Origin of the sequence: Amycolatopsis oliviviridis, from assembly GCF_014654365.1 — a bacterium.
Classification (GTDB): domain Bacteria; phylum Actinomycetota; class Actinomycetes; order Mycobacteriales; family Pseudonocardiaceae; genus Amycolatopsis; species Amycolatopsis oliviviridis.
The window spans coordinates 17,403-37,481 of the sequence record NZ_BNAY01000009.1 but is presented as its reverse complement, the minus strand read 5'-3'; the positions used below and the strand labels follow the sequence as shown (position 1 = coordinate 37,481).

Here is a 20,079-nt window from a genome sequence, read left to right as displayed (position 1 = left end):
AGGCTCGGTGGCTGAACCGGACCGGAAGGAAACACGTGTGACCACCATGACGCAGACCGCCGTGGGACCGCGCCCGGCGATCCGTCCCAGGATCGCCGCACGCGCCGGGCTCTTCACCTTCATCGGGGCCAACGTGGCCGCCGTGACCGCGCTCTTCTTCGCCGCCGGGCCCTCGGACAACGTCCTCATCAGCATCGGCAGGCTCGCCGGGCTGTACGGGGCGCTGGCGATGGCGTTCCAGCTGCTGCTGGTCGCCCGGCTGCCGTGGCTCGACCGCCGCCTCGGCATGGATCGGCTGACCGTCTGGCACCGCTGGACCGGGTTCAGCCTCCTGTGGACACTGCTCACCCACTTCGTCTTCATCGTCTTCGGCTACGCGCAGGTCGAGGACAACGGCGTGGTGGACGAGTTCGTCACGATGGTGACGAAGCTGGAGGGGATCCTGCGCGCGGTCGTCGCGCTCGCGCTCATCCTGCTCGTCGGCGCGGTTTCCGCGCGCTTCGCCCGCCGCCGCCTGGCATACGAGACCTGGCATTTCCTCCACCTCTACACCTACGCCGCGGTCGTCCTGGCGTTCAGCCACCAGATCGCGCTGGGCGGATCTTTCGCGTCGTCGCCCGGAGCGCAGGCCTACTGGTGGGCGGTGTGGGTTGTCGCGCTCGGCTCGGTCTTCGCCGGCCGCGTGGTGCTGCCGCTGGCGCGGAACCTGCGGCACCAGTTGAAAGTCGTCGCCGTGGTCCCCGAATCCCACGACGTCGTCTCGGTGTACATGACCGGGAAACATCTCGACCGGATGCCCGCGAGGGCGGGCCAATTCTTCCTCTGGCGTTTCCTGACCCGGGATCGCTGGTGGCAGGCCAATCCGTTCTCGCTGTCGGCCGCGCCCGACGGCCGCACCCTGCGGCTGACCGCGAAAGCCGCCGGTGACGGGAGCGCGTCGTTGCGGTCGCTGAAGGTCGGCACGCGGGTGTTCGCCGAAGGCCCGTACGGCGCGTTCACCACGATGCACCAACGGAAACCGGACGCGCTGCTGATCGCGGGCGGCGTCGGGATCACGCCGATCCGCGCGCTGCTGGAGGAGATCTCCGGCCATGTCGTGGTGCTCTACCGCGTCCGCACCGCACTCGACGCCGTCCTGCTGCCGGAACTGCGGGGACTGGCGCAGGCACGCGGCGCCGTCGTCCACGTCCTCAGTGGACCGTCCGATCTGGCCGGTCCGTACGGGCCGGTGCTCGGCGCGCACAGCCTACGGCGGATGGTGCCGGACATCGAGGACCGGGACGTCTTCGTCTGCGGCCCGCCCGGGATGACCTCGGCGACCCTGCGCAGCCTGCGGGAACTGCGGGTGCCGAACCAGCAGGTCCACGCCGAACGCTTCAGCCTCGCCGCCTGAGTCAGGGAGTCCCGATCATGAAGAAGACCATCGTCGCCGCCACGGTCGCCCTTTCGGCCGCCGGGTTCCTCGGGGTATGGCTGTACGAACCTTCGCCGCTGGGTTCGGAGACCGTGGCCGTCGCCGCGCCCGCCCCGTCCACCGTGTCCTCTTCGGACGGTGGTGCCTCCGAGGGCGCCGAACGCACCGTCGACGGTTCGGTGGAGAGCAACCGGTACGGCACCGTGCAGGTGCGGCTGGTGATCTCGGCCGAGGACAAGATCTCCGAAGTCCGCCTGCTGCAACGGCCGACCAGCGGACGCGGGATGGACGCGATCCCGATCCTGCAGGAGGAGACGCTGACCGCGCAGAGCGCCGACATCGACACCGTCTCCGGGGCGACGTCGACGAGCGAGTCGTACATCGACTCGTTGCAGGCGGCGCTGGACGCCAGATGAACCGGGTCGAGCAGGTGATGGGGCTGCCGGTCTCGGTCGACGTCCGGGCGGGCGGCGAACTCGCCGGCCACGCGATCGACGGCGTCTTCGGCTGGCTGCGGGAGGTCGACGCCCGGTTCAGCACCTTCAAGGCCGACAGCGAGGTCCGCCGTTACGACCGCGGCGAACTCGCGCCTTCGGAACTGAGCGACGACCTGCTCGAAGTGCTCTCACTGTGCGATCACTACGAACGGCTGTCCGGCGGGGCGTTCACCGCCCGGCTCCCCGGACGCCGGCTCGACCCGAACGCGGTGGTCAAAGGCTGGGCGGTACAGCGGGCGGCGTCGTTGCTGCTGGCCGAAGGGCTGGACGTGTTCTGTATCAACGCCGGCGGGGACGTGGTCACCTCCGGCGAACCGGAACCCGGCCGCGCGTGGCGGGTCGGCATCCGGCATCCCGAACGGCCCGACGCGGTCTGCGCCGTGGTGGAGTCGTCCGGCGGCGCCGTCGCGACGTCGGCGGAATACGAACGCGGCGCGCACATCCTGGACGGGCGGACCGGGCGCCCGCCCGCCGGGCTGCTGAGCGTCACGGTCACCGCCGACGACCTCGTCACGGCGGATTCCCTGGCCACGGCCGCTTTCGCGATGGGGACCGAGGGAATCGCCTGGGTCGCGGCGCAACCGGGCTGCCAGGTGCTGATCGTCGACGCGAAACGGCAGGTGCACCGGTCGCCGGGGCTGCGGCTGGCTTAAACCGTTGGCCGGGTTCCGCGGGCTCAGGCAGACTGCGGCCCCATGACCTCTGTCGTACAGAACTTCTTCTTCGACTGCGCCGACGCCTACGAGCTGGGGCGCTTCTGGAGCGGTGTCGTCGGCAAACCGATGGCCGACGACGATCAGCCCGGCGACCCCGAAGCGATCATCGAGATGGACAACGGCGTCACGCTGTTCTTCGGGCAGGTACCGGAACCGAAGACGGTGAAGAACCGGATCCATCTCTGCCTTCAGCCCGACATCCCGCGCGACGAGGAGGTGGAGCGCCTGCTGAAGCTCGGCGCGACCCTCCTGCACGACCGGCGCAACCCGGACGGCACCGGCTGGGCCGTCCTCGGCGACCCCGAGGGCAACGAATTCTGCGTGCTGCGCAGCGCCGCCGAGAAGGCCGCGACGTCGTGACGGACTATCTCACCTTCAACCGCGCGAACTGGGACGAACGCGCTCCGGCGCACGCCGCGTCGGAGGACTACGGCTACCGGAAGTTCGTCGCGGACCCGGCTCATCTCAGTGGCGTGGTCACCTTCGACCGGCCGCTGCTCGGCGACGTCTCCGGTGCGCGCGGTGTGCACCTGCAGTGTCACATCGGCACGGACACGCTTTCCCTGTCCCGGCTGGGCGCGCGGATGACCGGACTCGACTTTTCCGCGCCCGCGCTGGAGATCGCGCGCAAGCTGGCGGCCGAGACCGGCGCGGAGATCGATTACCACGAGTCCGATGTGTACAGTGCCGTCGACGTGCTGGGCGCCGGGCGGTTCGACCTCGTCTACACGGGCATCGGCGCGATCTGCTGGCTGCCGGACATCGCCCGCTGGGGACAGGTCGTCGGCGGGTTGCTGCGGCCGGGCGGACGACTGTTCATCCGGGACATGCACCCGATGCTGGGCACCCTCGACGAGACCCAGCCGCAGATCACGCCGCGTTACCCGTACTTCGAGCAGGCCGAACCGCTGGTGTTCGACGAGCCGGGAACCTATGTGGACACCGACGTCGCGTTCGAGAACAACCGGACGCACGAGTGGAACCACGGGCTGGGCCAGATCGTCACTTCGCTGCTCGACGCGGGATTGACGCTGACCCGGCTGGTGGAGCACGACAGCGTGCCGTGGAACGCGCTGCCGGGGTTCATGACGCAGAACGAAGCGACCGAGGAATGGCGGCTGACGAAGGATCCGCAGCGGCTGGCGGCGAGTTTCACTATCGAAGCAGTGAAGCAGGCCTGAGCCCGGCCCGCGCCGCGAGCAGGTGACCACTTGCGGCGCGCCCAGTCCACTTTGAAGAATGCGGAGTATGTCGAGTGATCCCCGACGGCCCCTTGTCGCCGTCGCCGCCCTGGGCGGCACCATCTCCATGCTTCCCGGCGGCGGCGCGGACCACGCCGTCCCCCGGCTCACCGCCGCCGACCTGCTCGGGGACCTGGGCGAGGACCTCGAGATGGACGTCCGCGCGGAGACGCTCGCGGGGATCTCCAGCGCGTCGATGGACTTCGCGACGCTGATCAAGACCCGCGACTGGGCTGCCCGGGCCGTCGACGAAGGCGCTGAAGGCGTCGTCGTGGTCCAGGGCACGGACACGCTCGAAGAGACCGCGTACTTCTTCGAGCTGACGTGGGCTTCCGAGGCCCCGATCGTGATCACCGGCGCGATGCGCAACCCCAGCTTGCCCAGCGCGGACGGTGCGGGGAACCTGCTCGCGGCGCTGACCGTCGCCGCCGATCCCCGCAGCCGGGGCCGCGGCTCGCTGGTCGCGTTCAACGACGACGTCCATGCCGCGCGCTGGGTCCGCAAGACGCATTCGAGCCACGTCGAGGCGTTCGCCTCGAATCCCGCGGGGCCGCTCGCGCTGGTCAGCGAGGGCTTGGTGCACTACTTCCACCCCGTCGCCGTCCGTCCCCCGGCGTTGTCCCTGGAGAACGCGGACTTCTCCGGGCTGGTGCCGATCGTCGAGAGCGGCGTCGAGGACAGCGGTGAGCTCCTGGAGACGCTGGTCAAGGCCGGGGTCAAGGGAGTGGTGCTCGCCGCGAACGGCGCCGGGCATGTTTCGGCGGGGTCCGCCGACGTGATCGAACGGGTGCTGCCGGAGGTGCCGGTCGTGGTCGCCGGCCGGACCGGCGCGGGGCCGACGTTCCGCGGCACCTACGGCTTCCGCGGCTCGGAGTCCGACCTGATCGCGATGGGCGCGACGATGGCGGGCTGGCTCGACCCGCGCAAATCCCGGCTCCTGCTGCACACCTTGCTCGCCACCGGGGCCTCGCGGGAACGCGTCGAGGCCGAATTCCGCCTGCGCGGCGACCTCACCTGACGCGTTTCGTCCTCTGGATGCGGTACTTGCACGCGCAAGGAACGCATTCAGAGGACGAAACGCGAGAGGGGGTCAGTCCCGGATCGGACCGGTGATCGGGTCGAGGTGGTACGGGCGCATGGCGCGGGGCTGGTGCCGGTAGACGTGCACGCTGACCGCCGGGTCCGGGCCGTCGTTGCGCACCTCGTGGATGTAGCCGGGACCGAAGACGCGCGACTGGCCCTCCGACAGCGAATGCAGCTCCGTCACCGCCCGGCCGTCGGACGCGCGCCGGGCGACGGTCTCGCTCAGCTTCCCGCTGACCACGGTGAACGCGCCCGCGGCGAACTCGTGGTCGTGCAGGTCGGTGTGCTGGCCGGGCAGCCAGCTCATCAGCCAGATCTCCTGGAGTTCGTCGGAGTCGACGAGGGCGGAGAACCGCTCGTCGGGGTCGTAGCGCAGCAGGTGCCGCCAGCGGTCACGGTCCGCGGCGAACTCGAGCGCGACGCGCACCGGGTGGCGCAGGGCGGGGTTTTCGGGAATGACGAGCGTGTTGTCCGGGACGGCGAACATGAAGGAGTCCTCGCAGAAAGAAAGAAGGTGTCGAGCTGGGCCGGGGCTAGGTTCACCGACAACAGCGACACGCGCACGCGACCGCACCAAGACCCGAGAGGCCCCGCGACACAGTCATCCCACGTGCGAACATGCCCTCAGCGAACCAGTGCGGAGCCCGGCGGTCAACCGATCTCACACCGTGGACCGTGAGTTCTGCACCTGACGACCATGCTCGCAGCACGAATCGGACGCGGTCTGTCGCGATCCTGCGGTCTTCCTCGCGGACTCAGGACCACTCGTGCTTCTGCGACCGTCCGAGCAGCTCGGCTCCGGCACGCCGCGGGTCGACCCCTTCGTGGCACACGCGGTGCATCGCGTCGGTGATCGGCATGTCGACACCGAGGCTCAGCGAGAGCTCCCGGATCGACGTGCACGACTTGACGCCCTCGGCGACCTGACCGCCGGTGGCCGCCAGCGCCTGCTCCAGCGTCTCGCCCCGGCCGAGCCGTTCGCCGAAGGTCCGGTTGCGCGACAACGGCGACGAGCACGTCGCCACCAGGTCGCCGACGCCGGCCAGCCCGGCGAAGGTCAGCGGGTCGGCCCCGAGTTTCGCGCCGAGCCGGGCCATCTCCGCCAGCCCGCGGGTGATCAGCGTGGCCGCGGTGTTGGTGCCGAAGCCCAGCCCCGCCGCCATCCCGCAGCTGAGCGCGATGACGTTCTTGCACGCCCCGCCCAGCTCGCAGCCGACGACGTCGGTGTTGGTGTACGGCCGGAAGTACTGGTTGAAACTCGCCTGCTGGATCGCCTTGGCGTTGTCGTGGTCGGTGCAGGCGAGCACCGCCGCCGCCGGCTGCCCCAGCGCGATCTCCTTCGCCAGGTTCGGCCCGGACACGACCACGATCTGCCCGTCGGGCACGCGCGCGATCTCGGCGATGACCTCGCTCATCCGCTTGAGCGTGCCCAGTTCGACGCCCTTCGCGAGGCTCACCAGGATCGCGTCGGACGGCAGCAGACCGGACCACTCGGAAAGATTGGTCCGCAACGTCTGGCTCGGCACCGCGAGGACGACGGCTTGCGCGCCGTCGAGCGCCTCGGCCGGATCCGCGGTCGCGGTGATCCGCTCCGGCAGATCGATATCGGGTAAATAGGATGAATTGCGATGCGAATCCCGGATCTCGGCCGCGACCTCGGGCCGCCGGGCCCAGATCGTCACGTCGCGTCCGGCGTCGCCGAGCACCTTGGCGAAGGCCGTCCCCCACGATCCCGCGCCGAGCACGGTCACGCGCTGGACCTCGGTGGCGGTCCCGGCCATCAGGCGTCGTCCTCCGGCTTCTTCGCGGGCGGTTCCTCCTGGCGGATCTCCGCGAGCAGGGCGGTGATCTCGGTCATCATCAGCTCGGTGACCTCGCGCAGTTTGGACGCGCTGCGGGTGGACCCGTTCCGGTAGGCCGACAGGTCCATCGGCTCGCCGACCAGATGCGTGATCTTCTTGCGCGGGAACGGCGTGAACTTCTTCGTGTAGCCGTTGAAGATGTGGTTCGTGCCCCAGCGGGCGATCGGGATCACCGGCACGTCGGCCTCCAGCGCGAGCCGCGCGGCGCCGGTGAACGGCTTCTTGGGCCAGCCGTCGGGATCCTTGGTGATCGTCCCCTCCGGATAGATCACGACGATCTTGCCGTCGCGCAACGCCTGGTGGGCGGCCTTGAGGCTGTCCCCGGCGGCGGCCGAACCGCGCGAGACCGGGATCTGGCCCGCGCCGACGAAGATCTTGCCGAAGACCGGCGTCCTGGTCAGGCTCTCCTTGCCGAGGAACCGCGGCACCCGCTTCTGCCGGTGCACGAACACCGCGTCGACCGCCGGGTCCATGTGGGACACGTGGTTGAGCAGGAGCAGCGCGCCGCCTTCGCGGGGGATCCGCTCGGCGTTGCGGTAGACCCGCTTGCCGATGGCCGTCGCCGGGTAGAACAGTGCGGCGGCGATGCCAACCCAGATGCCGCCCTTCTCACGCCGGGCCAATTCGTCCTCCTCGAAGTCACACGTGTCGTCCCAGGCCACTGATCCTGCCGCGCGCACGCGAGCGCGGTCCAGGGAGGGTCGGGTAAGAATGCAGATGTGGACGTGGACCTGATCGTGCCGATGAAACGCCCGGCCGAGGGCAAGTCGCGGCTTCGCGGCGCGGTGGTGCCCGATCGGCACGCCGAACTGGTGCTGGCGCTGGCCTACGACACGCTGTCCGCGGCGACCTCGGCGGACGGGATCCGGCGGGTGCTGGTGGTCGCCGCCGACCCGGCGTCCGTGGCGGAACTCACCGAGCTGGGCGCCGAGATCGTCACCGAGCCGTCACGGGGCGGCTTGAACGCGGCACTGCGGTTCGGCGAGGAGCTGCTGCGCCGGGACAGGCCGTCCGGTCTCGTCGGCGCCCTCCAGGCCGACCTGCCCGCGCTGCGCACCGAAGATCTCACCGCCGCCCTCGCCGAGGCCGCCGGACGCCGGGCATTCGTCGCGGACCGGCAGGGAACGGGCACGACCCTGTTGCTCGCGGGCACCAGGCCGCTCGAACCCCGGTTCGGCGAAGGTTCCGCGCGGGCGCACACGGCGTCCGGTGCGACCCCGCTCACGATCGCCGCGGAATCACTCCGCGCGGACGTGGACACCGCGGATGATCTCGCTCACGTCCGCACCCTGGGTGTCGGAAAGCGCAGTTCAACCCTGTTGGGAACACCCTGCGTCGTGATGTGACGAGAGTTCACCCTGCCGACCCGCGCGCGGCGCACATAATCGCCCCGAGTGGTGAACAATGAAGCCCGTGAGCACAAATGACGGCGGCACCCCGAACTCGGCAAGGAAGCGGAAGACCTCCGCCGCGAAACCGGAACCGGACAACGGCGCGACCAAGCCCGTCCGGGCGAGGAAGGCCAGTCCCGCGGCGAAGACGAACAGCAGTCCCCGCGCGGCGATCCGCGCGACCCGCGGTGGTTCGGCGAGCCGTCCCGCGCAGGAGTTCCGCGCGCTGCCCACCGCGCCTCCGGCGGTGACGTCGGCACCCACCGCCGTCGAGACCCTGCCCGATGACCGGTACTTCAACCGTGAGCTGTCGTGGCAGGACTTCAACGCGCGCGTGCTCGCGCTGGCCGAGGACGAGTCGCAGCCGCTGCTCGAACGCGCCAAGTTCCTGGCGATCTTCGCGTCCAATTTGGACGAGTTCTACATGGTGCGGGTCGCCGGGCTGAAGCGCCGCGACGAGACCGGTCTCCCGGTCCGCAGCGCGGACGGGCTCACCCCGCGCGAGCAGCTGGCCTACATCGCCAAACGCAACCAGGACCTGGTCGAGCGGCACACGAACGCCTTCGAGCTGCACCTGCGGCCGCAGCTGGCCGACGAAGACATCCACATCGTCGGCTGGAACGACCTCACCGGCGCCGACCAGCTCCGGCTGTCCAACTACTTCAGCGAGCAGATCTTCCCGGTGCTCACACCGCTGGCCGTGGATCCCGCGCACCCGTTCCCCTACATCTCCGGCCTTTCGCTCAACCTCGCCGTCACCGTCCGCGATCCGGAGGGTGGCACCGAGCGGTTCGCGCGCGTCAAGGTGCCGAGCAACGTGCCGCGCCTGATGCGGATCGAGCAGCAGCCCCGGGAGAGCCGCACCGCGACGTTCCTCCCGCTGGAGGAACTGATCGCCGCCCATCTCGGCGAGCTGTTCACCGGGATGGAGGTCACCGAGCACCACGCCTTCCGGGTCACCCGCAACGCCGACTTCGAGGTCGAGGAGGACCGGGACGAGGACCTTCTCCAGGCGCTGGAACGCGAACTGGCCCAGCGCCGGTTCGGCCCGCCGGTGCGGCTGGAAGTGGCGCAGGACATGAGCGAGCACATGCTCGAACTGCTGCTGCGCGAACTGGAGGTGGACCCGCGCGACGTCGTCGAGGTCCCCGGTCTGCTGGACCTGACCTGCCTGCACCAGCTCTCCGGCGTCGACCGGAAGGAACTCAAGGACCGCCCTTTCGTACCCGCCACGCACCCGGCGTTCGGTGAGCGGGAGACGCCGAAGTCGGTGTTCGCGACGCTGCGCGAGGGCGACGTCCTCGTGCACCATCCGTACGACTCGTTCTCCACCAGCGTCCAGCGGTTCATCGAACAGGCCGCCGCGGACTCGAAGGTGCTGGCGATCAAGCAGACGCTGTACCGCACGTCCGGTGACTCCCCGATCGTCGACGCGCTGATCGACGCGGCCGAGGCGGGCAAGCAGGTCGTCGCGCTGGTCGAGATCAAGGCGCGGTTCGACGAGCAGGCCAACATCACCTGGGCCCGCACGCTGGAACGCGCGGGCGTGCACGTGGTCTACGGTCTCGTCGGCCTGAAGACGCACTGCAAGGTGTCGATGGTGGTGCGCCAGGAGGGTTCGACCATCCGCCGGTACTGCCACATCGGCACCGGCAACTACAACCCGAAGACCGCGCGGCTCTACGAAGACCTCGGCATCCTGACCGCCGACCCGACGATCGGCGCGGACCTGACGGATCTGTTCAACGTGCTCACCGGGTACTCCCGCCAGGACACCTACCGCAACATCCTCACATCGCCGCACGGGATCCGCCGCGGCATCGTGCGCGCGATCGGCGAGGAGATCGAACTCGCCCGCGCCGGCCAGACCGCCGGGATCCGGATCAAGTGCAACTCGCTCGTCGACGAGCAGGTGATCGACGCGCTGTACCACGCCTCGCAGGCCGGGGTGCCGGTCGACATCGTGGTGCGCGGGATCTGCGCGCTGAAGCCGGGCGTGGAAGGACTGAGCGAGAACATCCACGTGCGCTCGATCCTCGGCCGGTTCCTGGAGCACTCGCGCATCTTCAACTTCCGCGCGGGCGGCACGCACTGGATCGGCAGCGCGGACATGATGCACCGCAACCTGGACCGCCGGATCGAGGCGCTGGTGCGGGTCAAGGATCCGAAACTGACGGCGCAGCTGGACTACATCTTCGAGTCCGCGCTGCATCCGGCGACCCGTTGCTGGGTGCTGACCTCCACCGGTGAGTGGACCCCGTTCCCCGCTTCCGGGGACGACGTCCGCGATCACCAGGTCGAACTGGCGAAGCGCCACGGGGCCGCCGGATGAGCGGGGTCATCCGGGCGGCGGGTGCCGTCCTCTGGCGTCGTGACGGGGACCGGATCGAGGTCGCGCTGGTCCACCGGCCGCGCTACGACGATTGGTCGCTGCCGAAGGGAAAGCTGGATCCGGGCGAGACCATCGCGCGGGCCGCGGTCCGGGAGATCGGTGAGGAGACCGGATTCGACGCGGTGCTCGGCCGCTATCTGCTCCGGACCGAATACACCGTGGCGGGAGCGCCGAAGACCGTCGACTACTTCTCCGCGCACGCGGTTTCCGGTGCGTTCGCTCCGAATGACGAAGTCGACGAACTGCGCTGGCTCGGCGCGGAGGCGGCGGAGAAACTGCTGACGCGACCGGAGGACGTCCGGGTGCTGCGCGAGTTCTCCGCGCTGCCGCCCGAACTGATCACGGTGATCCTGGTGCGGCACGCCAAGGCGGGCAAGCGTGACGAGTGGAACGGTGACGACGATCTGCGGCCGCTGTCGGACGCGGGTCAGCGTCAGGCCGAAGCGCTGCGTTCGCTGCTGCGGCACTACGCGCCGGACAGGGTGCTCTCGGCGCCGCGGCTGCGTTGCGTCCAGACGGTGAACGGGCTCGCCGACGATCTCGGGGTCGAGGTCCGGCACGAAACGCTGCTGTCGGAAGAGGGCTACTGGCCGGACCCGGTGCTCGGTGTCGCCCGGCTGCTGGCCATCGCCGGTGACGGCGGGACGCCGGTGATCTCCAGCCAGGGCGGCGTGATCCCGGACGTCGTCACCGCGCTGGCCGATCGCGACGGCGTCGACCTGCCCGCCGCGCGCGGTGGCGTGGTGCCGTCGAAGAAGGGTTCGTTCTGGGTGCTGTCCTTCCGGGCGCCGACCGAAGAGGACGGGCCGGTGCTGGTGGCCGCGGACTACTTCGCGTCGCCTTTGCCCACTCCGGCTCCGGCGCATCGCTGACGATCTCTTCGCGCGTGAAGGCCCCCTTCCCTCGGCTCAGCAGAGGGAAGGGGGCCTTCACGCGCATCGGGCTGGTCCTACCGGATGGCGGCGTTGTGAAAGCCACTTTCGCAACGTTGAACGTTGCGAAAGTGGCTTTCACAACGCTTTCGGTCGGGTCCGCACCATTTTCCCGGCGCGACTCCCCCACGTGGGTGACGACCCTCTACTCCGGCCGTGTGGCGGGGAAGCGGGACTAGCCCGGTCCGAAGTCCCTGCAGGGCAGGCGGATCCGTAGCGCGGTGAGTTCCGCCACCGCTCCGAACCGGGGAGCGCGGGGCGTTGTCCAGCGGCGACGGCCCGCCACGGCCGCTCGTCGCTCCACTGTGGAGGACCGCTGGGGAGGGCCGGGCGGAACGCCGTCGATGCGCCATCGGAGTGATCGGGTGCCCGCCGGACACCCGCGTGGATCTACGAAGAGTCGCGGCGCCACAAGCGTGGCGCATTCGTCCTCAGAGCGCCGTGGATCCGTTCCGGGACGGTGGTTCCCCGGAGACGGTCTTCAAGAGCGTTGAGGGGCAAGGAGACGGCCGGAGCGCACTGCCACCGAAAATGCGGCAGGGCCCCGCGCCGTGCGCGGGGCCCTGCCGTTGGCTCACTCGTGAAGAGGGAGCTTACTTCTTCTTCGCGGCCGCCGAAGTCCGCTTGGCCGGAGCCTTCTTCGCGGGAGCCTTGGCGGCGGTCGCCTTGGCGGCCGGCTTCGCGGCGGCCTTGGTGGCGGTCGCCTTCTTGGCCGTGGTGGCGCGAGTCGTGGCCTTGGCCGCGGTCTTCGGCGCCGCCTTGGCGGCGGTCGCCTTGGCCGGAGCCTTGGTCGCGGTCGCCTTGGCGGCCGGCTTCGCGGCGGTGCGCGTCGTGGCAGCGGCGGCGCGGGTCCGCGTGGTCGTGGTACGCGTCGCGGCCGGGCGGCTGGCGGCCGTCCGGGTCGTCGTCGCGCGGGTGGCGGTGGCCCGAGTGGTGGTGCCGGCGGTCGCGCGCTTCACAGCGGTGGCCTTCGGCAGCTTCTTCGAACCGCTGATGACGTCCTTGAAGGTCGTGCCGGCGCGGAACGCGGGCACGTTGGTCTTCTTGACGCGAACGGTCTCACCGGTGCGCGGGTTCCGCGCGGTGCGGGCGGCGCGGGCGCGCTTCTCGAACACACCGAAGCCGGTGATGTTCACCTTCTCGCCCTTGTTGACCGTCCGGATGATGATGTCGACAAGGCCATCGACGGCCTCCGACGCGACCTTCTTGTCGCCCAGGCGCTCCGACAGCGCCTCGATCAGCTGGGCCTTGTTGGCCATTCCAGTCCTCCAAGAAGAACTACTTGTACACGGCCCCGTCGGCCGACTTAGCGCACACGGTATTACCAATGCAGCACAAATTCCAAACGACGCGCGGAAATTTCCCTTGTCTCGGGGGCTGTTCCGCCTCCCGAGGGACCCCTTCAGGGCCTCTCGAGGTGCCGTTCGGTGTGGTTTCGGGGCTGTCTTGGAGGACCCTCGCCGGGGTGCGGATTCCCTGCTCAGCAAGGGAATCCGCCCCCTTCGGCCGGGCCTAGGAGGAGGCCGCGGGGAGGGTCAGCGGCTTCCAGGAGGGGCGCTGGATCTCGAAAGTGTCGATCTCCTCCGCGTGGCGGAGTGTCAGGGCGATGTCGTCGAGCCCTTCGAGGAGCCGCCAGCGGGTGTAGTCGTCGATCTGGAAGGGCGCGGTGAAGTCCTTGGCCCGTACCGTCTTCGACTCGAGGTCCACCGTGACCTCCGTCCCAGGCTCGTTTTCGAGCAGCTTCCACAGCAGTTCGACGTCCGCCTGCTCGACCTGAGCGGCGACCAAGCCCTGCTTGCCCGAGTTACCGCGGAAGATGTCCGCGAACCGGGAGGAGATCACGGCGCGGAAGCCGTAGTCCATCAGGGCCCAGACCGCGTGCTCGCGGGAGGAACCGGTGCCGAAGTCCGGGCCCGCGACCAGGACCGACCCGCTCTTGAAGGGCTCTTGGTTGAGGATGAACGACTCGTCGGAGCGCCAGGCGGCGAAGAGCCCGTCCTCGAAGCCGGTGCGGCTCACGCGCTTGAGGTAGACCGCCGGGATGATCTGGTCAGTGTCCACGTTGGACCTGCGCAGCGGGACCCCGACGCCGGTGTGGTGGGTGAACGCGTCCATGGTTGGGAACTCCTTCGCGGATGTCAGCGATGTCAGCGAGCGGCGGCGGGCAGCAGGTCTTCGGGGCTGGACAGGGTTCCCCGCACGGCCGTGGCGGCCGCCACGAGTGGTGAGACCAGATGCGTCCGGCCGCCCTTGCCCTGCCTGCCTTCGAAGTTGCGGTTCGAGGTCGACGCGCTCCGCTCGCCCGGCTTGAGCTGGTCCGGGTTCATGCCGAGGCACATCGAGCAGCCCGCCTGACGCCATTCCGCGCCGGCTTCGGTGAAGACCTGGTCCAGCCCTTCGGCTTCCGCCGCCTGGCGGACCCGCATCGAGCCGGGGACGACGAGCATCCGGACCGAGCCCGCGACCTTGTGCCCGCGCAGGACGTCCGCAGCGGCCCTCAGATCCTCGATACGGCCATTCGTGCACGAGCCGAGGAAGACGGTGTCCACCGCGATCTCCCGCAGCGGCGTGCCCGGCTTCAGGTCCATATAGGACAGGGCCTTTTCAGCGGCGATGCGCTCGTTCTCGTCGCCGATGCGCTCGGGGTCGGGCACCTCGGCACCCAGCGGGAGCCCCTGGCCCGGGTTCGTGCCCCAGGTCACGAAAGGCGTGAGCTCGTCGGCGTTCAGGCGCACCTCGGCGTCGAAGACAGCGTCGTCGTCGGTGCGGAGTTCGCGCCAGTTCTCGACGGCGGCGTCCCAGTCCGCGCCCTGAGGCGCGTGCGGACGGCCCTTCAGGTACTCGAACGTCGTCTCGTCCGGGGCGATCAGCCCGGCGCGGGCGCCGGCTTCGATCGACATGTTGCAGACGGTCATCCGGGCTTCCATCGACAGGTTTTCGATGGCTTCACCGCGGTATTCGAGGACGTAGCCCTGTCCGCCGCCGGTGCCGATCTTCGCGATCACCGCGAGGATGATGTCCTTCGCCGTGACGCCGGGGCGCAGGGCGCCGTCGACCGTGATCGCCATCGTCTTGAATGGACGGAGCGGCAGGGTCTGGGTGGCCATCACGTGTTCGACCTCGGAGGTGCCGATCCCGAAGGCCATCGCGCCGAAAGCGCCGTGCGTCGAGGTGTGACTGTCACCGCACACCACGGTCATCCCGGGCTGGGTCAGGCCCAGCTGCGGGCCGATGACGTGCACGATGCCCTGTTCGGCGTCGCCCATCGGGTGCAGCCGGACACCGAACTCCTTGCAGTTGGCGCGAAGGGTGTCGACCTGGGTGCGGGAAACGGGATCCGCGATCGGCAGCTCGATGTCGACCGTCGGGACGTTGTGGTCCTCGGTCGCGATGGTGAGGTCGGGGCGGCGCAGTTTCCGGCCCGCCAGGCGGAGTCCGTCGAACGCCTGCGGGCTGGTGACCTCGTGCAGCAGGTGGAGGTCGATGTAGAGCAGGTCGGGCTCGGCCCCCTCGCCGCGCCGCACCAGGTGCGACTCCCACACTTTCTCGGCCAGTGTCCGGGGCATTTCCGGCTCCTCACATGCGGTGAAATAGGTACTTCCCACCATCTGGACATCTCAAACTTCGGGAAGATAGTATCGGCTTGTGGGACAGCATAGCGGTATCGGAGTACTCGACAAGGCCGTGGCCGTGCTTCAGGCCGTGGCCGAAGATCCTTGTGGCCTGGCGGAACTGTGCACGCGGACCGGTTTGCCGCGCGCGACGGCGCATCGGCTCGCGGTCGGCCTCGAGGTGCATCGCCTGTTGCGCCGCGGCCCCGACGGGCGCTGGCGGCCGGGGACCGCGCTCGCGGAACTGGCGGGCGGTTCGACCGATCCGCTGCTCGACGCGGCGAGCTCGGTGCTGCCGAAATTGCGCGACATCACCGGGGAAAGCGTTCAGCTCTACCGTCGCGACGGCGTCCAGCGCGTCTGTGTTTCGACCGCGGAACCGCCCAGCGGCCTGCGGGACACGGTGCCGATCGGTTCCCGGCTGCCGATGACGGCGGGTTCCGGGGCGAAGGTGCTCGCAGCGTGGTCGGATCCGCACACGCAGCGCACGATCCTTTCCGAAGCCGTGTACGGGGAGCGCACCCTGCTGGAGGTCCGCCGCCGCGGCTGGGCCCAGAGCGTGGCGGAACGGGAGCCCGGTGTGGCGAGCGTCTCGGCGCCGGTACGGGATTCGACGGGCACCGTCGTCGCCGCGGTGTCGGTTTCCGGGCCCATCGAACGCATAGGGCGTAAACCGGGGGCCCGCTGGGCCGCGGACCTGCTCGCCGCCGCGGACGCGCTGCAGGAGCGTCTCTGAGCTTCTGGACGCGTGCCTCAAGACGCGTGAAGGCCCCCTGCGGCGCAGGGGGCCTTCATCGTGTCCGGGACCGTCCTGAAAGGACCCTCCGGATCAGAACTCGTCGGCCTTGGTCAGCTCGTGTTCGAGGGTGTCGGCACGCGTGACGAGGGACTTCAGCGGGTGTTCGAATTCGTTCCGCAGGTTCAGGTCGACCAGCGGGATCGTGTGCTTGAGCAGTGCGACGCCGTCCACCACGGCCGCGCCGCCGACCGAGTCACCGCCCGCCAGTTCGAGCAGGCGGCGCAGGTCGATCTTGTCGGCCCAGCCGACCGGAGAGGAGATCTCCACCCATTCCGCGCCGTCGTGGTCGGGCAAGTGGTGCAAGGACACCTGCTGACCGCGGCCCTCCCCGGTGTCGACCCGGAACCGGAGCCAGCCGTCACGCTCTTCGAGCACTTCGTACCGCGCCCGGACGAAATTGATCACGCCTGCCCAGATGGACACCCTCGTCACCTCTCGGTTTCGCCACTTCGTGCGCTGTCGAGCATGGCATATCCGGGGCGGGTTCAGCCCGTGGGCCGGGGGCTGAAGGGGACTTTCCCCGCGTCTCAAGCGGCGAAGGGCGCTTTCACCACGTGACATGCGGGGAAAGCGCCCTTCGGCTACCGCCAGGTGTCGTCCTCCAGCAGTTGCAGCGATCCCGTGTCCGACTCGGCCACCCTTCGGTGACCCGGCATGGTGAAGCCGTTTCCGTCGGCCTCGACGGCCCTGCCCCGCAGCGCCGCCATCACACCGTCGGTCCCCGAAGCGGGCCTCCGGTCGTCGCCGGACCGTTCTTGCGGATGCTCGGCCGCCCCAGGACGCACCGTCCCGCCGGCCGCCCCCGCGGCGTGCTGCGGCATCCCCGGCGGCATCATGCCGCCCCCGGTGGCCTTGGCGGAACCGAGCGTGCCACCCGGCGGGATCTCCGCGACCGGACCGGTGACGCGCTTTCCCGAACCCGCTCGCGACGCCGCCGGGATCCCGCCGAGCCCGCCGGCGGCGCCGAGCGTTCTCATCGGCATCGGCGGCAAGGAAGCCAACCCGGTCGAGGGGAGGCCGCCACCGGACAGACCGCCCGACGGGGCGAGGCCGCCGGATGCCAAGGCGCTCGGCGCCAGCCCGGCCAGCGTCGGCCCGCCGCCCGCCGAGGTGCCGCCCGGATTCGACGCCGACGGCACTTCCGAACCGTTCCAGCCGTCGAGAAGGCCGGACGAGCCGGACGTGCTCCCGCCGCCGACACCGAGCGATTCGGTCAGGCTCTGGACCTCGGTGAGCAGGTTCACCGCCGCGTCGGCCGTTTTCACCGCGTCCGCGGCGGAACCGGTGACCTGGGGGAAACCGGGCACGAGATCCGCCGGGTTCGCGATCCCGGCCGCGGCGCACATCGAGAGCATGGTCATGTCGAACTGGTTGCCCAGCCCGCTCAGGAACGCGCCCGCCTGCTGCTGCACGCCGAACGCCGCCGGGAAGTTGAGCGTGAGCACACAGGCCTCGTACTCGGCGGCGAGACCCAGCACGGTCGTCTCCGCCCCCGGAAGGGCGGCCGCCAGCGAGGCCAGCTTCTCCGACACCTGGGAGTCGTCGATCCGCTGACCCCACAGCGTCAGGTCGGCCAGTGACACCTTGGTCTTCTCCGCGAACGCCCGGCCGGCGTCGTCGGTCCAGTCCGGCGCCAGGTTGTTCGCGCGGGTCTGCAATTCGACCTTGGCCTCTTCGACCCAGGCACGCGCCTCCTTCCACATCATCGACTTCTCCGTGAGGACGGGGATGCACGCCTGCGTCTGCGTGATGCACCCGACAAGGACTTCCATCGGAAGCACGCCGTAGGGGAACAAGAAAGGCTCCTTAGGTCGTCTGCTGCGAGACGTCGCCCGCGGCCGGTTCGGTGGGATCCGTCGTGCCGGACCGCGAATCCGCGGCTCCGGCCACCTTCTTGGCGACGCCGACGACCTTGTTCCCCAGCTTGACCCCGGAGGTGGCGAGGTCGAGAGCGCTGGTGATGTCGGCGAGGGAATAGGTCGCGGCCGCCTGCTTGACCTTCGCGCCGTAAGTGACCATGTCCGCGGTGACCACGCCCAGATAGGCGTTGATCTCGGCGGTGACGGCCGTGTCCAGCACCGACAAGAGCGCGCTCTCGACCATCCCGGACAGATTCGGCGGTGTGGTGAGACCGGCGGTCACCGATCCCGGTATCGGGGGTGCCTTGAGCTGCTGCGAATACGCGAACATCGAACTGGGATCGCCGTCGACAACGTCGGACATGAGCCCTCCTCCTAGTATCCGGTGCGATGGTGCGGTCGATCGATGACGGGATCGACCTGCCACAACTCTTCGTCGAGCACGTGCACGACGTCGTTCTCGACGGCGGGGCGGCTGCGGGTGACCGGCGGCCGGGGCGCCGCGCCCGCCCTGCCTCGCAGCGCAACGCCGGGATTGCCTTCGGGTTTGCGGGAACGGACCGCGTTGACCTGTTCGGCGGCTCCCGGCCTGATGTCGCCGCCGCCCGCTCGCCCGCCCGCGCCGTTGTGCGGATACATCGGCATCATCCCGGGGCTGCCGCCCATCGACCCCGTGGTCCCGCCCGCCGCACCGGTTCCCGCGGTGGTTCCCGGAAGACCGGTCCCGGCTCCCGCGATGCCCGGCAGCGGCGAGACAGCACCTGGTGCCGAAGGAACACCACCGCCCGAGCCGATTCCGCCCGCGCCCAAGCCGCCTCCGATCCCGCCGCCGCCGTCCGAGAGACCGGCGAGACCGGGCAGTCCCGAAGGATCTCCCGCACCGGGCAGTCCGCTCAGCGACGGCAGATCGCCGGGTTTCCAGCCCTCCCACGCGTTCGGCACGGTCGCCGGATCGGGCAAGTCCACCGAACCGGGGGTACCGGAGCCGAGGAACTGGTCGGCCAGCTTGTCCCCGAGGTCGACCACCTTGCCCGCGACGTCGAGCCCCTGCGAGGCCAGCTCCAGCTGTTCCTTGAGGGTGAGCGGCTTCTGCTCCGCCGGGCTCTCCGGTGTTTCGGCCGGATTCTCTTGCGGGGCTTCGGCAGGCCCCGGCGATCCCGGGTCTCCCCCGGTGGCGCCCGGATCCCCGCCGTTCGCGACGGGTGTTCCGTCACCGGGCTGCCGATCGGACCGGAGTTCCGGGACCACCTCGCTCTGCGCGCCGCTCCACCCCCTGCCCGCGGCACCCGGCAGTAGATCCTTCACCGCGCCGTAGGCGGTCGCGAGCGGGACGATCAACTTGAGGGATTCCTGCCGGTAGTGCTCCTCGGCGTTCTTCCGGTCGTCGCCCGCTTCGGCGGCCCTGACCCCGTCGAACGAGGCGTGGTAGTCACGGAAGAACCCGTCCACGCTGGCGAACACGAACTGGAGCTGCTGCGCCAGGGCGCGGAGTTTTTCGGCCACTTTGGACGCCACGATGCCCTGTTCGGTGTACTTCCAGCCTTCCCCTGGGCTCGTCGAGATCTGCTGGGCGGGCAGGGCGACCTGCTCGCCTTCCCCCCGTACCCAGGAGCGCAGGACGTTCATGTCGCCTTGTGCCTGGACGGCGAACGCGTCACCCGCCTTGTCCGGCCAGGCGGCGGCGAGCTTCTCGACCTCCCCTTTGAACCTGGCCAGCGTGTCGCCGATCCACTGGGCGCCTTCGTCCCACATGACGGCCGCGCCCTCGAGCCTGCCGATGTGCTGGTGCTCGGCCGTGATCTTGTCGTGCAACTGGAAAAAGGAGAGCTTGTCGTAGTCACCCATTGTCGCGAACCTTCTCCGGGGCCATGGGGCGTCCCTACTTCTTCGCCTGCGGTTGCTGGTAGCTGTCCAGTGCCGGCAGGCCGATCCCGACGTTCTGCAGTTTCCAGCCGAGGACGAGACCGGCGGCCGCCGCGGCGTCGGCGTCCCGGTAGGCGATACCGGACGTCTTGGCGAACTTGCCGTACGCGGCGATGCCGTAGCGCACCCGCATGACGAACGTCTGCAGCGCACGAGTGGCCGCGGCGTCGGCCTGGACGAGTGCCGCGCATTCGTCGAGACCGCCACCGCACGCGCCGTCGACCTGGCGCGCCATCAGTTTCGGGACTTCCTGGACGATGTTGTTGAAACTCTGTGCGGCCTGAATCATCACCGGGACATCCCCGTCGACGTCTTCGCCGGATCCCATGTCACGCTCCTCGTTTCCGTACGTCGTCGAA

At 69.7% G+C, this 20,079-nt stretch carries 21 protein-coding genes; 10 read left to right on the top strand and 11 right to left on the bottom strand.

Translation table 11 applies throughout. The features are described 5' to 3' along the window. The first annotated feature begins 37 nt into the window (after positions 1 to 37). The 6 genes from IE302_RS32360 to IE302_RS32335 all read left to right on the top strand — a co-directional run bounded on the left by IE302_RS32360 (position 38) and on the right by IE302_RS32335 (position 4,886). Positions 38 to 1,393: a ferredoxin reductase family protein gene (locus tag IE302_RS32360; protein WP_191258256.1), complete on the top strand. Its 1,356-nt coding sequence runs from the start codon at positions 38 to 40 to the stop codon at positions 1,391 to 1,393. Positions 1,394 to 1,410: 17 nt separating this feature from the next. Beyond that, complete coding sequence (locus IE302_RS32355) at positions 1,411 to 1,830, top strand: FMN-binding protein (RefSeq protein ID WP_191258255.1); 420 nt, start codon at positions 1,411 to 1,413, stop codon at positions 1,828 to 1,830. Continuing rightward, positions 1,827 to 2,564, top strand: coding sequence for an FAD:protein FMN transferase (locus IE302_RS32350; RefSeq protein WP_191258254.1), 738 nt, complete (start codon positions 1,827 to 1,829; stop codon positions 2,562 to 2,564). Before IE302_RS32355 ends, IE302_RS32350 begins: the two co-directional genes overlap by 4 nt. Before the next feature lie 42 nt (positions 2,565 to 2,606). Then, positions 2,607 to 2,987: a VOC family protein gene (locus IE302_RS32345; protein WP_191258253.1), complete on the top strand. Its 381-nt coding sequence runs from the start codon at positions 2,607 to 2,609 to the stop codon at positions 2,985 to 2,987. After that, the gene (locus tag IE302_RS32340; RefSeq protein WP_191258252.1) at positions 2,984 to 3,808 is read left to right on the top strand and encodes a class I SAM-dependent methyltransferase; all 825 of its coding nucleotides are present in this window, start codon (positions 2,984 to 2,986) and stop codon (positions 3,806 to 3,808) included. The genes IE302_RS32345 and IE302_RS32340 overlap by 4 nt, the downstream gene beginning before the upstream one ends. A gap of 67 nt (positions 3,809 to 3,875) precedes the next feature. After that, positions 3,876 to 4,886: an asparaginase gene (locus IE302_RS32335; protein WP_191258251.1), complete on the top strand. Its 1,011-nt coding sequence runs from the start codon at positions 3,876 to 3,878 to the stop codon at positions 4,884 to 4,886. 72 nt (positions 4,887 to 4,958) lie between these two features. Here the strand turns inward: IE302_RS32335 and IE302_RS32330 are convergent, their stop codons facing one another. The 3 genes from IE302_RS32330 to IE302_RS32320 all read right to left on the bottom strand — a co-directional run bounded on the left by IE302_RS32330 (position 4,959) and on the right by IE302_RS32320 (position 7,475). Then, a complete protein-coding gene (locus IE302_RS32330; protein ID WP_191258250.1) occupies positions 4,959 to 5,438 on the bottom strand; it encodes a cysteine dioxygenase in 480 nt (159 codons plus the stop codon). Between the two features lie 268 nt (positions 5,439 to 5,706). Beyond that, complete coding sequence (locus IE302_RS32325; protein ID WP_191258249.1) at positions 5,707 to 6,732, bottom strand: NAD(P)H-dependent glycerol-3-phosphate dehydrogenase; 1,026 nt, start codon at positions 6,730 to 6,732, stop codon at positions 5,707 to 5,709. Then, on the bottom strand, positions 6,732 to 7,475 hold the full coding sequence (locus IE302_RS32320; RefSeq protein WP_191258248.1) for a lysophospholipid acyltransferase family protein: 744 nt from the start codon (positions 7,473 to 7,475) through the stop codon (positions 6,732 to 6,734). Before IE302_RS32320 ends, IE302_RS32325 begins: the two co-directional genes overlap by 1 nt. Positions 7,476 to 7,532: 57 nt before the next feature. On the opposite strand from IE302_RS32320, the gene cofC reads away from it, so the two are divergent. From cofC to IE302_RS32305, 3 genes are read left to right on the top strand one after another with little or no spacing between them, the layout of a single operon-like run. Beyond that, positions 7,533 to 8,159 (top strand): 2-phospho-L-lactate guanylyltransferase, encoded by a 627-nt coding sequence (gene cofC / locus IE302_RS32315; protein ID WP_191258247.1) that lies wholly within the window; start codon positions 7,533 to 7,535, stop codon positions 8,157 to 8,159. A gap of 58 nt (positions 8,160 to 8,217) precedes the next feature. Beyond that, positions 8,218 to 10,536 (top strand): RNA degradosome polyphosphate kinase, encoded by a 2,319-nt coding sequence (locus IE302_RS32310; protein WP_191258246.1) that lies wholly within the window; start codon positions 8,218 to 8,220, stop codon positions 10,534 to 10,536. Further along, positions 10,533 to 11,468 carry an NUDIX hydrolase gene (locus IE302_RS32305; RefSeq protein WP_191258245.1) on the top strand — a complete coding sequence of 312 codons (936 nt, stop codon included), beginning with the start codon at positions 10,533 to 10,535 and terminating at the stop codon, positions 11,466 to 11,468. The genes IE302_RS32310 and IE302_RS32305 overlap by 4 nt, the downstream gene beginning before the upstream one ends. Positions 11,469 to 12,121: 653 nt before the next feature. Here the strand turns inward: IE302_RS32305 and IE302_RS32300 are convergent. The 3 genes from IE302_RS32300 to leuC all read right to left on the bottom strand — a co-directional run bounded on the left by IE302_RS32300 (position 12,122) and on the right by leuC (position 15,094). After that, positions 12,122 to 12,787: an HU family DNA-binding protein gene (locus IE302_RS32300; protein ID WP_191258244.1), complete on the bottom strand. Its 666-nt coding sequence runs from the start codon at positions 12,785 to 12,787 to the stop codon at positions 12,122 to 12,124. 253 nt (positions 12,788 to 13,040) lie between these two features. Next, on the bottom strand, positions 13,041 to 13,643 hold the full coding sequence (gene leuD / locus IE302_RS32295) for a 3-isopropylmalate dehydratase small subunit (RefSeq protein WP_191258243.1): 603 nt from the start codon (positions 13,641 to 13,643) through the stop codon (positions 13,041 to 13,043). Between the two features lie 32 nt (positions 13,644 to 13,675). After that, positions 13,676 to 15,094, bottom strand: coding sequence for a 3-isopropylmalate dehydratase large subunit (leuC, locus tag IE302_RS32290; protein ID WP_191258242.1), 1,419 nt, complete (start codon positions 15,092 to 15,094; stop codon positions 13,676 to 13,678). Between the two features lie 79 nt (positions 15,095 to 15,173). On the opposite strand from leuC, the gene IE302_RS32285 reads away from it, so the two are divergent. Then, positions 15,174 to 15,875 (top strand): IclR family transcriptional regulator, encoded by a 702-nt coding sequence (locus IE302_RS32285; RefSeq protein ID WP_005158149.1) that lies wholly within the window; start codon positions 15,174 to 15,176, stop codon positions 15,873 to 15,875. A gap of 93 nt (positions 15,876 to 15,968) precedes the next feature. Here IE302_RS32285 and IE302_RS32280 read toward each other — a convergent pair whose 3' ends face one another. The 5 genes from IE302_RS32280 to IE302_RS32260 all read right to left on the bottom strand — a co-directional run bounded on the left by IE302_RS32280 (position 15,969) and on the right by IE302_RS32260 (position 20,048). After that, a complete protein-coding gene (locus IE302_RS32280) occupies positions 15,969 to 16,361 on the bottom strand; it encodes a hypothetical protein (protein ID WP_005158152.1) in 393 nt (130 codons plus the stop codon). A 158-nt stretch (positions 16,362 to 16,519) separates the two neighbouring features. After that, on the bottom strand, positions 16,520 to 17,734 hold the full coding sequence (locus tag IE302_RS32275; RefSeq protein WP_191258241.1) for a hypothetical protein: 1,215 nt from the start codon (positions 17,732 to 17,734) through the stop codon (positions 16,520 to 16,522). Positions 17,735 to 17,744: 10 nt separating this feature from the next. Continuing rightward, a complete protein-coding gene (locus IE302_RS32270) occupies positions 17,745 to 18,161 on the bottom strand; it encodes a hypothetical protein (protein ID WP_191258240.1) in 417 nt (138 codons plus the stop codon). Between the two features lie 11 nt (positions 18,162 to 18,172). Beyond that, entirely contained in the window at positions 18,173 to 19,642 is a 1,470-nt protein-coding gene (locus IE302_RS32265; protein ID WP_191258239.1) for a hypothetical protein, read from the bottom strand. 34 nt (positions 19,643 to 19,676) lie between these two features. Further along, the gene (locus IE302_RS32260) at positions 19,677 to 20,048 is read right to left on the bottom strand and encodes a hypothetical protein (RefSeq protein ID WP_191258238.1); all 372 of its coding nucleotides are present in this window, start codon (positions 20,046 to 20,048) and stop codon (positions 19,677 to 19,679) included. Positions 20,049 to 20,079 lie beyond the last annotated feature (31 nt).

What these genes read in the sequence shown, in the direction of transcription:
- leuC (WP_191258242.1), bottom strand. Translation starts at nt 15,094, where the DNA reads ATGCCCCGGACACTGGCCGAGAAAGTGTGGGAGTCGCACCTGGTGCGG.
- IE302_RS32335 (WP_191258251.1), top strand. Translation starts at nt 3,876, where the DNA reads ATGTCGAGTGATCCCCGACGGCCCCTTGTCGCCGTCGCCGCCCTGGGC.
- IE302_RS32300 (WP_191258244.1), bottom strand. Translation starts at nt 12,787, where the DNA reads ATGGCCAACAAGGCCCAGCTGATCGAGGCGCTGTCGGAGCGCCTGGGC.
- IE302_RS32345 (WP_191258253.1), top strand. Translation starts at nt 2,607, where the DNA reads ATGACCTCTGTCGTACAGAACTTCTTCTTCGACTGCGCCGACGCCTAC.
- IE302_RS32330 (WP_191258250.1), bottom strand. Translation starts at nt 5,438, where the DNA reads ATGTTCGCCGTCCCGGACAACACGCTCGTCATTCCCGAAAACCCCGCC.
- IE302_RS32310 (WP_191258246.1), top strand. Translation starts at nt 8,218, where the DNA reads ATGAAGCCCGTGAGCACAAATGACGGCGGCACCCCGAACTCGGCAAGG.
- IE302_RS32260 (WP_191258238.1), bottom strand. Translation starts at nt 20,048, where the DNA reads ATGGGATCCGGCGAAGACGTCGACGGGGATGTCCCGGTGATGATTCAG.
- IE302_RS32265 (WP_191258239.1), bottom strand. Translation starts at nt 19,642, where the DNA reads ATGGGTGACTACGACAAGCTCTCCTTTTTCCAGTTGCACGACAAGATC.
- IE302_RS32355 (WP_191258255.1), top strand. Translation starts at nt 1,411, where the DNA reads ATGAAGAAGACCATCGTCGCCGCCACGGTCGCCCTTTCGGCCGCCGGG.
- IE302_RS32270 (WP_191258240.1), bottom strand. Translation starts at nt 18,161, where the DNA reads ATGTCCGACGTTGTCGACGGCGATCCCAGTTCGATGTTCGCGTATTCG.
- IE302_RS32305 (WP_191258245.1), top strand. Translation starts at nt 10,533, where the DNA reads ATGAGCGGGGTCATCCGGGCGGCGGGTGCCGTCCTCTGGCGTCGTGAC.
- IE302_RS32350 (WP_191258254.1), top strand. Translation starts at nt 1,827, where the DNA reads ATGAACCGGGTCGAGCAGGTGATGGGGCTGCCGGTCTCGGTCGACGTC.
- leuD (WP_191258243.1), bottom strand. Translation starts at nt 13,643, where the DNA reads ATGGACGCGTTCACCCACCACACCGGCGTCGGGGTCCCGCTGCGCAGG.
- IE302_RS32325 (WP_191258249.1), bottom strand. Translation starts at nt 6,732, where the DNA reads ATGGCCGGGACCGCCACCGAGGTCCAGCGCGTGACCGTGCTCGGCGCG.